We start from the raw sequence: 11614 nt of genomic DNA, 5'->3' as shown, positions 1-11614 counted from the left end.
GTGGGGGCGGTGCGGGACGGTGCTTGCGGTTCCGGTACCGGTGCGGCGGAGCTCACGGCGGTGGGCAGCTCGGGTGGCAATCGAAGGATCGCGCGCGCAGACAACGAGAAGACCCCCGTTGATTCTGCGTTTCCGCAGTTCAACGGGGGTCTCACATCGCGTGGCGGCGCCAGGATTCGAACCTGGGTAGGCTAAGCCGACGGATTTACAGTCCGCTCCCATTGGCCACTCGGGCACACCGCCATGGGATGTCGCCGGTGGGATGGCCGCTTTTCGGCGGTGCTCCCTGGCAACGACGTAAACGATACCTGATGACCGGGGGTGCTCCGCCACCCGGTTGATCAGCGCTTCGCACGGGTGCGGGTGGCTAGGCTTTGGGGCAGCGGTTCGGCAGCCAGGCCGTACCCCCACGCACCGATACAAGGAGCCACAGGACATGGCCGACTCCAGTTTCGACATCGTCTCGAAGGTCGAGCGGCAGGAGGTCGACAACGCCCTCAACCAGGCGGCGAAGGAGATCTCGCAGCGCTACGACTTCAAGAACGTGGGCGCGTCGATCTCTTGGTCCGGCGAGAAGATCCTGATGGAGGCCAACTCCGAGGACCGCGTCAACGCCATCCTCGACGTCTTCCAGACCAAGCTGGTCAAGCGCGGGATCTCGCTCAAGGCGCTGGACGCCGGTGAGCCCCAGCTCTCCGGCAAGGAGTACAAGATCTTCGCCTCCATCGAGGAAGGCATCTCCCAGGACAACGCCAAGAAGGTCGCCAAGGTCATCCGCGACGAGGGCCCCAAGGGCGTCAAGGCGCAGGTGCAGGGCGACGAGCTGCGGGTCTCCTCCAAGAGCCGGGACGACCTCCAGGCCGTTCAGGCACTGCTCAAGGGCAAGGACTTCGACTTCGCGCTGCAGTTCGTGAACTACCGCTGACCCTCGGACGCGCTGTCCGATTCCCGCCAGCGCGGGCCGGACGGGGGTCGCAGACTCGATCTCGTACGCAAGGAACTCGTACGCAAGGACTCGTACGCGAAGACTCGTACGCGAGGAAAGGAACGTGCGATGACGGTCTACGCGACCCTCGACAGCCCGCTGGGGGATCTGCTTCTGGTCGGCGAGGAGTCCGCCACCGCGAAGGGCGGGACCGCGCTGGTCTCGCTCTCCATGCCCGGCCAGAAGGGCGCCGCCGTCGTCCGGGACGGCTGGCGGCGGGCGCCGGAGGCCTTCGCGGAGATCGGCCACCAGCTGCGGGCCTACTTCGACGGTGACCTCACCCGCTTCGAGGTCGAGTACGCCCCCGGCGCCGGCACCGACTTCCAGCGGCGGGTCTGGGCGGAGCTGGACTCCATTCCGTACGGGGCCACCACCTCGTACGGGGAGATCGCCCGCCGCATCGGCGCCTCCCCGGTGATGGTGCGCGCCGTCGGCACCGCCATCGGCCGCAACCCCGCCCTGGTCGTACGCCCCTGCCACCGTGTCATCGGCTCCGACGGCACCCTCAAGGGCTACGCGGCCGGCCTGGACCGCAAGGAGCACCTCCTGGGGCTGGAGGGTGCCCTGGGAGGAGTTCCGGCGGCGTCGGCGACTCCGGTAGTGCCAGTGGCGTCGGGGGCTGTGCAGCCGGCCTCCGCCAGTACCTCCCCATGAGCGACGCCCTTTTCCCCCGCCCCCGTACCGTCCTCGCCCCCGGCGCCGTGCACGTACCGGGGTGGCTGTCCCCCGAACGGCAGCGGGAGCTGGTGGCCGCCTGCCGGGCGTGGGCGCGGGGGCCCGTCCCCATCCGGCACACCGTGCTGCCGGGTGGGGGTGTCATGTCCGTGCAGACCGTCTGCATCGGCTGGCACTGGCAGCCCTACCGGTACACCCGCACCGCCGACGACGTGAACGGTCATCCTGTCGCTCCCTTCCCCGACTGGCTCGCCGCGCTGGGGCGCGCCGCCGTGGCCGACGCCTACGGTGACCCCGCCGCCGGGGACGGCTACTCCCCCGACACCGCGCTGATCAACTTCTACGAAGGCGACGCGCGTATGGGGATGCACCAGGACAAGGACGAGCGGTCCGGCGCGCCCGTGGTCTCCCTCAGCATCGGCGACAGCTGCCTCTTCCGCTTCGGCAACACCGAGGACCGGGGCCGCCCCTACACCGATGTCGAACTGGCCTCGGGCGACCTCTTCGTCTTCGGCGGCCCCTCGCGCTTCGCCTATCACGGCGTCCCGAAGGTCCTGCCCGGCACGGGCGACCCGGCGATGACCGGTCTGGCCGGCGGCCGGCTCAATCTGACCCTCCGTGAGACCGGCCTGAAGGGTTGACCGGCGGCGGCCGGCCGTCTCAGCGGCGGTCGCGCGAGTTGCCGAAGAGTATGCGGTAGGCGATCAGCAGCACGAGTGAGCCGCCGATCGCCGCCGCCCAGGTGGCACCGTCGTAGAAGTGGTTGGCGACAGGGCGGTCCAGCCAGCGTGCCGAGATCCAGCCGCCGACGAACGCACCCGCTATCCCTATGACCGTCGTGCCGATCAGACCGCCCGGATCCCGTCCGGGGAGCAGGACCTTGGCGATGACTCCGGCGAGCAGGCCGAGGAGGATCCAGCTGACGATGCTCATGTCCTGAACCTGCCTTTCGTGCGGTGCCGACCCCGTGAGGAGTCGTCCATGTCGTGTGTCTGTGGGGTCGTCCCGGAAGACGCGACCGCCCAGCAGCGCGGTTGCGCCGGTGGCCAGGGTGCGGCGCATGACACAGGAACTGCGCCCGGGCGCCGTGGTGGCGGTGCTGGCGGCGACGGCCGATCTGCGCGGGGCGATCGGCTTCTCGTCGTTCGGCGTGCTCGTCTACTACGCGATCGCCAACGCGTCGGCCTGGACGCTCGGTCCGGGCCGCGGCGGGCGGCTGCTCGCGGCCTGCGGACTGGCCGGTTGCCTGCTGCTCGCCTTCGCGCTTCCGCCGTCGTCGGTGGCGGTGGGCAGTGCGGTGCTGGCCGTGGGGGCGGTCGCGTACGCCGTGCGGGCGCGCCCGCGGCTGCGCTGAGGCGGCGTGCGGTCGTCGGCCGGGGCGGGCCGAGGCGCCCGCACGGCCCCGGACGGCGGGTTCGGCCGGTCAGAGCGACGGGGCGGTGGCCCGGGTACCGGCGCCGGCACCCGCGAACCGCTCCTCACGCGCCGGGCCGCGGCGGCTCCACGCCTCCGGTCCCGGTCCCCCGCGCAGCCGCGCCGCACGCCTCATATTCGGCCGTGGCGACCGGCCGCGAAACTCTGGGACACCTTCTCGTTCTCGGTCATGGCCCCATGGTGACCCAGACCGCCGACAATCGGGCCAGACTCCGCCTGACCTGCACTTTTCCCTGTGGATAACTTTTTTCGCCGGTTCGGCTACCGGTAGAACGGCTGGTCCGTCGGCACGATCTGCTTGCCCAGCGGGAGCAGCGAGACCGGGATCAGCTTGAAGTTCGCGATGCCCAGCGGGATCCCGATGATCGTGACGCACAGCACGAAGCCCGTGACGATATGGCCGAGCGCCAGCCACCAGCCCGCCAGGACCAGCCAGAGCACATTGCCGATGCAAGAGGCGGCACCCGCGTCCCGCCGGTCCACGACCGTGTACCCGAACGGCCAGAGCGCATACAGGCCGATGCGGAAGGCCGCCAGGCCGAACGGGATGCCGATGATCGTGACGCACAGCAGGACGCCTGCGAGCAGATAGCCCAGGAACATCCAGAATCCGCACAGGGCCAGCCAAATGACGTTCAGAATTGTCTTCACGGGCGGCGACCTGCCATCTGTTCGAGTCGGGCGATGCGCTCCGCCATCGGCGGATGTGTCGAGAACATCTTGGAGACCCCCTGCCCCGGGCGGAAGGGGTTGGCGATCATCATGTGGCTCGCCGTCTCGATACGCGGCTCGGGCGGCAGCGGCAGCTGCTTCGTGCCCGCGTCGAGCTTGCGCAGGGCGCTGGCGAGGGCCAGTGGGTCGCCGGTCAGCTGGGCGCCGGAAGCGTCCGCCTCGTACTCCCGCGAGCGGCTGACCGCCAGCTGGATGACGGACGCCGCGAGGGGGCCCAGGATCATGATCAGCAGCATGCCGAAGATGCCCGGGCCGTCGTCGTCGTTGGACCGGCCCACCGGGATCAGCCAGGCGAAGTTGACCAGGAACATGATCACGGAGGCGAGGGCTCCGGCGACCGACGAGATCAGGATGTCCCGGTTGTACACATGGCTGAGCTCATGGCCGATCACTCCGCGCAGCTCGCGCTCGTCGAGGATCTGGAGGATCCCTTCCGTGCAGCACACCGCCGCGTTGCGGGGGTTGCGGCCGGTCGCGAAGGCGTTCGGCGCCTGGGTCGGCGAGATGTACAGGCGCGGCATCGGCTGGCGCGCGGCCGTCGACAGCTCACGGACCATCCGGTACAGCGCGGGAGCCTCGAACTCGCTGACCGGGCGGGCGCGCATGGCCCGCAGGGCCAGCTTGTCGCTGTTCCAGTACGCGTAGGCGTTGGTGCCCAGCGCCACGAGCAGCGCGACGACCAGCCCCGTACGCCCGAAGAAGCTGCCGATGACGATGAGGAGCGCGGACAGTCCTCCGAGAAGGACGGCGGTCCTCAGTCCGTTGTGCCGGCGGTGCACGGTACGCCCTCCAAATGGTGCGGCAGGGGAACCCTTTGCCTGATGGTCCTTCCACTTTCCAGTGGACGCTCCCGTACTGGTCAACGCCAGACGAGGACCGCTGGTTCCCTTGTGCTCGCCCCGGGGCGCCGTACTCCGTCCGGGTGGGTCAGCGCGGCCCGGGCAGCCCGGCCAGCTCCAGCGCCTTCGGGTCGGGCTCCAGCTCGCTGGTGCAGTGCGAGCAGCGGGAGGCGATGCCCGGGATCTGGCTGTAGCAGCGGGGGCAGTCGCGCAGGGCGGCCTTGATGTCGACGGGCTTGTCGCGGTCCAGCCGTGCCTGCACCTTCATCATCGGGACGACGACGAGGAAGTAGAGCACCGCGGCGGTGATCAGGAAGGCGATGGCCGCGCTGATGAACTTCCCGTAGGGGAAGTCGACGCCCTCGACCTTGAACCTCGCCGCGGTGAAGTCGCCCGTCGACCGGGTGGCGAGGCCGATGAGCGGGGTGATGAAGGCGGTACTGAAGCCGGTGACGACGGCGGTGAACGCCGAACCGACGGCCAGACCGACGGCCATCGTCACGATGTTCCCGCGAAGGATGAAGTCCTTGAACCCGCTCAGCACTGCTCTGGCTCCTACTCGTCTACGGCTGCCCGGCCGGCCTTCCGCCATCCGGGCACGCGTGCGCACGCGTACGCGCGTATGACACTGCCCTGTCCGGGCCCCCAAGTCCAAACCCGCTGCGCGAACCGGGGCCCCGGGAGGGCGGGACGGGCAGGGGGCCGACCGCTCAGAAGAGGCTGATGGACGCGAAGTGCAGGGCCACCTGGGGCATGCCCGAGAGGCCGACGCCGACGAGCGCGGTGAGCGCGATGGCGGCGGCGATGGGGACCGGGACACGGGGACGTGCCACGGTCACTCCCCCGGCGCCGGCGCCGGAACCCGTCGCTCCGGCCGGTTCGGCTTCGGCCGCCCCGCCCACCGCCGTGGCCGCCACCACGGCCTCGGCCTTCTCGGGAGAAGCCTCGGCCTCCTCCGGCGCGCGGAACAGTACGGCGGTCCACCGCAGGTAGTAGTACAGGGCGATCACGACGTTGAACGCCATGACGACCGCCAGCCAGCCCAGGCCCGCGTCGACCGCCGCCGAGAAGACCGTCACCTTGGCGAACAGGCCGATGATGCCCGGCGGCAGGCCCGCGAGGCAGAGCAGGAAGAAGCCGAGCGCGAGCGCCGCGAAGGGACGCTCGGCGTAGAGGCCGCGGTAGTCGGCGATACGGTTCAGCGGCCGGGTACGGGCGACCAGCGCGGCCACCGCGAAGGCGCCGAGGTTCACCACCGCGTACATCAGGGCGTACGCCACGGTCGCGCCGACCTGGGCGTCGCTGGAGTAGCCCGCGGCGGCGATCGGCACCAGCAGATAGCCGGCCTGGCCGACGGAGGACCAGGCGAGCAGCCGGATCGCGCTGTACGCGCGCGTGGCCGACTGCCGCAGCGCGCCCACGTTGCCGACGGTCATGGTCAGCGCCGCGACGACGGCGAGCGCCGGGCCCCACACGTCCGCGTACGCCGGGAACGCGATGACGGCCACCAGGACGAGGCCGGAGAAGCCCACGGCCTTGCCGACGACCGACAGGTAGGCGGCGACCGGCAGGGGCGCCCCCACGTAGGTGTCGGGGACCCAGAAGTGGAAGGGCACGGCGGCCGTCTTGAAGGCGAAGCCCACCAGGGTGAGCACGACGCCGGTCTGGGCGACGGTGTCCAGCTGGTAGGGCACGTCGGCCAGGCGGTCGGCGAGCTGGGTGAGGTGCAGGGTGCCGGTCGCCGCGTACACGAAGCTGACGCCGAGCAGCATCACCGCGGTCGCGGTCACCGAGGAGAGGAAGAACTTGAGGGCCGACTCCGAGGACAACCGGTTGCCCCGCTTGAGGCCCACGAGCGCGAAGGCCGGCAGCGAGGCCACTTCCAGGGCGACGACCAGCGTGGCCAGGTCGCGGGAGGCGGGCAGCAGGGCCGCGCCGGCGGCCGAGGAGAGCAGCAGGAACCAGAACTCGCCTGCGGGCAGCTTCTCCCCGCTCTCGGTGAGGTCCGTCATCGACAGCAGCGCGGTGAGCAGCGCGCCGCCGAGCACCAGGAACTGGATGACCAGCGTGAAGCGGTCGACGGTGTAACTGCACGCCTCGGCGTTGGTGGTGAGGCAGAAGGTCGAGCGCGGCGACCTGTGGAGCGGGATGAGGAGGAGCAGGGCGGCGCCGAGCCCCGCGATCGCGATGCCTCCGAGCAGCGGCTTGCGCTCCCGCGGCAGGAAGAGGTCGGCGACCAGCACGATCAGCGCGGCGGACGCGGTGATCACCGGCGGGGAGATCGCGAGCCAGTCGACGGACTGGACGACGCTTGCGGCGCCGGTGACGGATGCGGCGCTTGCGGCGGCCACGGTCACGACTTGCCTCCTGCGAGGAGCTTGTGGACGGCCGGATCGGTGAGGCCGAGGAGGACCGCGGGCCAGAGGCCGGCGAGGACGGTGAGGGCGACGAGCGGGCTCCAGGAGGCGGCTTCGTACCCCTGGACGTCCACGAGCCGCAGCTCCTGGCGGTCTTCCGGCGCTCCCATGCAGATACGGCGGACGACGACGAGCAGATACGCGGCGGTGAGCAGCGTGCCGAAGGCCGCGATCGCCATGAAGGTGAGGAAGGCGGGGCGGCTGAGGCCGTCGGCGGGGCGGAACGCGCCGAACATGGCCAGCATCTCGCCCCAGAACCCGGCGAGGCCCGGCAGTCCGAGCGAGGCGACCGCCGCGAAGGCCAGCAGACCGCCCAGGCGCGGGGCCCGGCCGTAGAGCGCGGCGCCGGTCGCGCCCGAGAGGGTGTCCAGGTCGGCCGTGCCGTACCGGTCCTTCAGGGCGCCGACGAGGAAGAACAGCAGGCCGGTGATGAGGCCGTGGGCGATGTTGGCGAAGAGGGCGCCGTTGACGCCGGTGGGGGTCATGCTCGCGATGCCGAGGAGCACGAAGCCCATGTGGCCGACCGAGGAGTACGCGATGAGGCGCTTCAGGTCGCCCTTGTTCCCGCGCTTGGCCAGGGCGAGGCAGGCCAGCGAGCCGTAGATGATCCCGGCGACGGCGAAGGCGGCCAAATACGGGGCGAACCGGTGCATTCCATCGGGGGCGATGGGGAGCACGATCCGGACGAACCCGTACGTACCCATTTTCAGCAGCACACCGGCCAGGAGCACGGAACCGACGGTCGGCGCGGCGGTGTGCGCATCCGGCAGCCAGCTGTGCAGCGGCCACATCGGGGTCTTCACCGCGAGCCCGATCCCGATCGCCAAAACGGCGATGACCTGCACCGATGTGGTCATCCCCCGGCCGTTGTCAGTGGCGAGTGCCACCATGTCGAAGGTGCCGGTCTTCAGCCCGATGAGCAGCAGGCCGAGCAGCATGACCACGGATCCGAGCAGGGTGTAGAGGATGAACTTCCAGGCGGCCGGCTGCCGTTGGTCGCCGCCCCAGCGGGCGATCAGGAAGTACATCGGGATGAGGACCATCTCGAAGGCGAGGAAGAAGAGCAGCAGGTCGAGGACGGCGAAGGTGGCGAGGGTGCCGGACTCCAGGACGAGCAGCAGAGCGACGAAAGCCTGCGGGGACGGGCCCGCGGGCATCTTGAAGTAGCTGTACAGCGCGCAGAGGAAGGTCAGCAGCGCGGTCAGGACGAGAAGGGGGAGCGAGATGCCGTCGATGCCGAGGTGGATGCGCACGTTCAGCGTGGGGATCCACTTGATGTCCGTGGTGGCCTGCATCGTCGAGGCGTGGTCGCGGTCGAAGCCGAGCGCCAGGACGATCGTCGCGAGCAGGATCGCGCCGGTGACCGTCACGCCGTGGCGGAGCACGGCCTGGCCGGGTGACTTCCCCTTCAGTCCGGGCGGGGCGGGCAGCAGCGCCGCCACCGCGCCGACGAGCGGGCCGACCACGATGAACGCGAGAAGGAACTGCATCACGGACGCGCTGATATCAATCACGGCTCACGATCCGGCGTTGGCGTTGGCAAGGACGACGGCGACGAGCGCCAGGACGGCGGAGCCCGCGAGCAGTGCGCTGAGGTAGGTCTGCACATTGCCGGTCTGGGCCTTGCGGACGGCCCGGCCCAGCCAGCGCGGTACGGCGCCCGCGCCCTGTACGTAGGTGTCGACGACCTCGCGGTCCAGGAAGCGGACCAGGGAGGCGGCGGCGAGCACGGGGCGGACGAACAGCGTCCGGTAGACCGCGTCGAGGTGGAAGCCGGTGGCCGCGTGGCGGTGCAGCGGGCCCAGCAGGAGCCGGCCCGGGTCGGCCGGGTCCTGCGCCGAGGCGATGTCGCCGTAGGCCGGTTCGTGGCTGGCGATGGCCTCTTCCTCGACCAGGCCTCCGTCCGCCTCCGGGTGGGCGGCGACCGCGCCGATCGGGATGCGCGCTGCGAGGGCGCTGGTGTGCCGCCAGGTGGCGTAGGTGACGAGTCCGCCGACCAGGGCGACACCGGTCGAGAGCACCGAGGTCGTCAGGGCCGGGGTGAGCGCGTGGCCGTCGAACCAGTCGTCGAGGTAGCCGGTGGTCAGACCGAAGGCGAGCGAGGGGACCGCGAGCACCCACAGGACGGCGTTCATGGCGAGGGGCTGACGGCCGTGGTCGGGGGCGGGGACGCCCTTGCCGCGGAAGGCCATCAGCCACAGGCGGGTGGCGTACGCGGCGGTCAGCAGAGCGGTGAGCAGTCCGGCGATCAGCACGACCCAGCCGGCGCCCTGCGGGGCGATGGCGCTGTCGCCGACGGCGGTGTGCTCGGCGGCCGACAGGACGGCTTCCTTGGAGAAGAAGCCGGCGAAGGGAGGGATCGCGGAGAGCGCGAGCAGGGCGACGGTCATCGTCCAGTACGCGTCGGGGATGCGCTGGGCGAGGCCGCCCATGCGGGACATGGCGGACAGCGAGTTGGTGCCGGCCGCGTGGATGATCACGCCGGCCGCGAGGAACAGCAGCGCCTTGAAGGCGCCGTGTGACAGGAGGTGGAAGACGGCCGCACCGCGGTCGCCGACGGCCAGGGCGCCGGACATGTAGCCGAGCTGGCCGATCGTCGAGTAGGCGAGGACGCGCTTGATGTCGTCCTGGGCGAGGGCGGCCAGGGCCGAGCCGACCATCGTGACCGCGGCCATCACGGCGAGCACGGTCAGCGCCGCCGCCGAGGCGGCGAAGACCGGAAGGAGCCGGGCCACGAAGTAGACACCGGCGGCGACCATCGTCGCGGCGTGGATCAGCGCGGAGACGGGAGTCGGGCCCGCCATCGCGTCGGGCAGCCAGGTGTGCAGCGGGAACTGCGCGGACTTGCCCGCCACCCCGGCGAGGAGCAGCAGGGCGATCAGCGTGGGGTGGTCGATCCCGCCGGTGAGGGCGGCCTGGACGACCCCGGTGATCCGGAACGTACCGGCGTCGGTGGCCAGTGCGAACAGACCGATCAGGAAGGGGACGTCACCGAGCTTGGTGACCAGGAAGGCCTTCAGGGAGGCGGCTCGGGCCTCGGGGGTCTCCCAGTAGTGGCCGACCAGGAAGTACGAGCAGATGCCCATGATCTCCCAGCCGACCAGCAGCACCATCAGGTCGCCGGAGTAGACGACGAGCAGCATCGCGGAGGTGAAGAGGGAGACGAGAGCGGCGTACGAGGGGTAGCGCGGGTCGTCGCGCAGGTACCCCGTCGAGTAGAGCTGCACGCAGGTCGCCACCAGGCCGACCAGCACGGCGACCAGCACGGCGAAGCCGTCGAGGTGCAGGGCGAGGTCGATGGGGACGGATCCGGTCGGGGTGAGCCGGCGGGAGGCGTCGATCGACTTGCCGCCGCCCTGGTCCACGGCGACGACGACGGCGAGGACGAACGCGGCCAGCGTCGGCAGTACGGCAAGCGGGCGTACGTAACCGGGGGCGGTGCGGCCGAGCAGGAGTCCGGCGCCCGCGCCCAGGAACGGAAGGAGGGGGACGAGGACGGCGAGGGTCGTGGTGGTCACGCGGCGGCCTCAGCCTTCTGTGCCGGGGCGGCGGGGTCGTCGGGGCCGGAGCCCTCGGCGGTGTCGCGGAGCTTGTCGATGTCCGCGGTGCCCCGGTTGCGGTACACCGCCAGGACGATCGCCAGGCCGATGCCGATCTCGGCGGCGGCGATGGCGATGGTGAACAGGGTCAGCGCCTGTCCGGCGTGGAGGCTGTCGCGCAGCCAGACGTCGAAGGCGACCAGGTTGAGGTTGACGGCGTTGAGCATCAGCTCGACGGACATCAGGACGAGGATCGCGTTGCGGCGCGCGAGCACTCCGTACACACCGGTGCAGAACAGGAGGATCGCGAGCACGGCCGGATAGATCAGGTGCATCAGCGCTGCTCCTTGTCTCTGGGGGCGCCCCCGGGGCCGCCGCTCGCGTCGCCGTTCCTGCGGGACATGACGATCGCGCCGACCAGGGCGGCGAGAAGGAGGACGGAGAGCGCTTCGAACGGCAGCACCCAGTGGCGGAACAGGATCGAGCCGGAGACCTTCGTCGAGCCCTGGGCGGGGCCGTCGAGGTTGATCCAGGTCGTACGGAAGGCGTCCACGACGACCCAGAGGAGGGAGCCGGCGGCGGCCAGGGCGACGAGGAGGGCGGCCCACCGGTTGCCGGAGTCGGCGTCCGGGGAGCGGCCGATCGGCGCCCTGGTGAGCATCAGTCCGAACAGAAGGAGGACGACGACGGAACCGACGTAGATCAGTACCTGCACCCAGGCGATGAACTCCGCGGTGAGCAGGAGGTACTCGACGGCGATGCCACCGAGGGCCACGACCAGCCAGAGGGCGGCGTGCACCAGCTGCTTGGTCGTGACGGTGAGGATGGCGGCGCCGAAGGTGACCAGGCCGACGAGGAGGAAGGCGATCTCGACGCCGGTCGGGGAGAGGAAGCTGTGGTGCACCGGGTGGTGACCGCTGGCGAGGAGCATCATGCCGGGCCCTCCTCGGTGTCGGGGGCAGCCGGGGTGCCGGGCGTCGGCGGGGTGCCGGG

Annotated in this window: 12 protein-coding genes, 1 tRNA gene and 1 pseudogene; 4 read left to right on the top strand and 10 right to left on the bottom strand. The window is 70.8% G+C overall.

The features are described 5' to 3' along the window. Positions 1-161: 161 nt before the first annotated feature. A tRNA-Tyr gene (locus ACJA3G_RS17750) sits at positions 162-243 on the bottom strand. A 193-nt stretch (positions 244-436) separates the two neighbouring features. Between ACJA3G_RS17750 and ACJA3G_RS17745 the strand changes: the two genes are divergently transcribed. From ACJA3G_RS17745 to ACJA3G_RS17735, 3 genes are all read left to right on the top strand, one after another. Beyond that, a complete protein-coding gene (locus tag ACJA3G_RS17745) occupies positions 437-925 on the top strand; it encodes a YajQ family cyclic di-GMP-binding protein (protein ID WP_406553970.1) in 489 nt (162 codons plus the stop codon). A gap of 129 nt (positions 926-1054) precedes the next feature. Next, positions 1055-1639, top strand: a complete 585-nt coding sequence (locus tag ACJA3G_RS17740; protein WP_406553969.1) for a methylated-DNA--[protein]-cysteine S-methyltransferase — start codon at positions 1055-1057, stop codon at positions 1637-1639. Then, complete coding sequence (locus tag ACJA3G_RS17735; protein WP_406553968.1) at positions 1636-2301, top strand: alpha-ketoglutarate-dependent dioxygenase AlkB family protein; 666 nt, start codon at positions 1636-1638, stop codon at positions 2299-2301. The genes ACJA3G_RS17740 and ACJA3G_RS17735 overlap by 4 nt, the downstream gene beginning before the upstream one ends. Before the next feature lie 19 nt (positions 2302-2320). Here ACJA3G_RS17735 and ACJA3G_RS17730 read toward each other — a convergent pair whose 3' ends face one another. Beyond that, positions 2321-2593: a GlsB/YeaQ/YmgE family stress response membrane protein gene (locus ACJA3G_RS17730; protein ID WP_406553967.1), complete on the bottom strand. Its 273-nt coding sequence runs from the start codon at positions 2591-2593 to the stop codon at positions 2321-2323. A gap of 136 nt (positions 2594-2729) precedes the next feature. On the opposite strand from ACJA3G_RS17730, the pseudogene ACJA3G_RS17725 reads away from it, so the two are divergent. Further along, positions 2730-3014 (top strand): annotated as a pseudogene (locus tag ACJA3G_RS17725) (amino acid permease); the annotation flags it as partial. 341 nt (positions 3015-3355) lie between these two features. Here the strand turns inward: ACJA3G_RS17725 and ACJA3G_RS17720 are convergent. The 8 genes from ACJA3G_RS17720 to ACJA3G_RS17685 form a co-directional block, all read right to left on the bottom strand. Further along, complete coding sequence (locus ACJA3G_RS17720) at positions 3356-3745, bottom strand: YccF domain-containing protein (protein WP_406553966.1); 390 nt, start codon at positions 3743-3745, stop codon at positions 3356-3358. After that, the gene (htpX, locus tag ACJA3G_RS17715) at positions 3742-4605 is read right to left on the bottom strand and encodes a zinc metalloprotease HtpX (RefSeq protein ID WP_406553965.1); all 864 of its coding nucleotides are present in this window, start codon (positions 4603-4605) and stop codon (positions 3742-3744) included. Before htpX ends, ACJA3G_RS17720 begins: the two co-directional genes overlap by 4 nt. 148 nt (positions 4606-4753) lie before the next feature. Further along, positions 4754-5209: an MscL family protein gene (locus ACJA3G_RS17710; protein ID WP_406553964.1), complete on the bottom strand. Its 456-nt coding sequence runs from the start codon at positions 5207-5209 to the stop codon at positions 4754-4756. A 166-nt stretch (positions 5210-5375) separates the two neighbouring features. Next, positions 5376-7022: an NADH-quinone oxidoreductase subunit N gene (locus ACJA3G_RS17705; RefSeq protein WP_406553963.1), complete on the bottom strand. Its 1647-nt coding sequence runs from the start codon at positions 7020-7022 to the stop codon at positions 5376-5378. Further along, positions 7019-8572 carry an NADH-quinone oxidoreductase subunit M gene (locus ACJA3G_RS17700; protein WP_406553972.1) on the bottom strand — a complete coding sequence of 518 codons (1554 nt, stop codon included), beginning with the start codon at positions 8570-8572 and terminating at the stop codon, positions 7019-7021. The genes ACJA3G_RS17705 and ACJA3G_RS17700 overlap by 4 nt, the downstream gene beginning before the upstream one ends. A gap of 27 nt (positions 8573-8599) precedes the next feature. After that, positions 8600-10600 (bottom strand): NADH-quinone oxidoreductase subunit L, encoded by a 2001-nt coding sequence (locus ACJA3G_RS17695; RefSeq protein ID WP_406553962.1) that lies wholly within the window; start codon positions 10598-10600, stop codon positions 8600-8602. After that, entirely contained in the window at positions 10597-10956 is a 360-nt protein-coding gene (nuoK, locus tag ACJA3G_RS17690) for an NADH-quinone oxidoreductase subunit NuoK (protein ID WP_406553961.1), read from the bottom strand. Before nuoK ends, ACJA3G_RS17695 begins: the two co-directional genes overlap by 4 nt. Continuing rightward, positions 10956-11555 carry an NADH-quinone oxidoreductase subunit J gene (locus tag ACJA3G_RS17685; protein WP_406553971.1) on the bottom strand — a complete coding sequence of 200 codons (600 nt, stop codon included), beginning with the start codon at positions 11553-11555 and terminating at the stop codon, positions 10956-10958. Before ACJA3G_RS17685 ends, nuoK begins: the two co-directional genes overlap by 1 nt. Between the last annotated feature and the right edge of the window lie 59 nt (positions 11556-11614).

Origin of the sequence: Streptomyces sp. YS-3 (assembly GCF_045257485.1) — a bacterium.
Classification (GTDB): Bacteria; Actinomycetota; Actinomycetes; order Streptomycetales; family Streptomycetaceae; genus Streptomyces.
The sequence above is the reverse complement of the archived record's forward strand: the minus strand, read 5'-3'. Positions and strand labels throughout refer to the sequence as shown.

What these genes read in the sequence shown, in the direction of transcription:
- ACJA3G_RS17745 (WP_406553970.1), top strand. Translation starts at nt 437, where the DNA reads ATGGCCGACTCCAGTTTCGACATCGTCTCGAAGGTCGAGCGGCAGGAG.
- ACJA3G_RS17740 (WP_406553969.1), top strand. Translation starts at nt 1,055, where the DNA reads ATGACGGTCTACGCGACCCTCGACAGCCCGCTGGGGGATCTGCTTCTG.
- ACJA3G_RS17735 (WP_406553968.1), top strand. Translation starts at nt 1,636, where the DNA reads ATGAGCGACGCCCTTTTCCCCCGCCCCCGTACCGTCCTCGCCCCCGGC.
- ACJA3G_RS17730 (WP_406553967.1), bottom strand. Translation starts at nt 2,593, where the DNA reads ATGAGCATCGTCAGCTGGATCCTCCTCGGCCTGCTCGCCGGAGTCATC.
- ACJA3G_RS17700 (WP_406553972.1), bottom strand. Translation starts at nt 8,572, where the DNA reads ATGCAGTTCCTTCTCGCGTTCATCGTGGTCGGCCCGCTCGTCGGCGCG.
- nuoK (WP_406553961.1), bottom strand. Translation starts at nt 10,956, where the DNA reads ATGCACCTGATCTATCCGGCCGTGCTCGCGATCCTCCTGTTCTGCACC.
- ACJA3G_RS17685 (WP_406553971.1), bottom strand. Translation starts at nt 11,555, where the DNA reads ATGATGCTCCTCGCCAGCGGTCACCACCCGGTGCACCACAGCTTCCTC.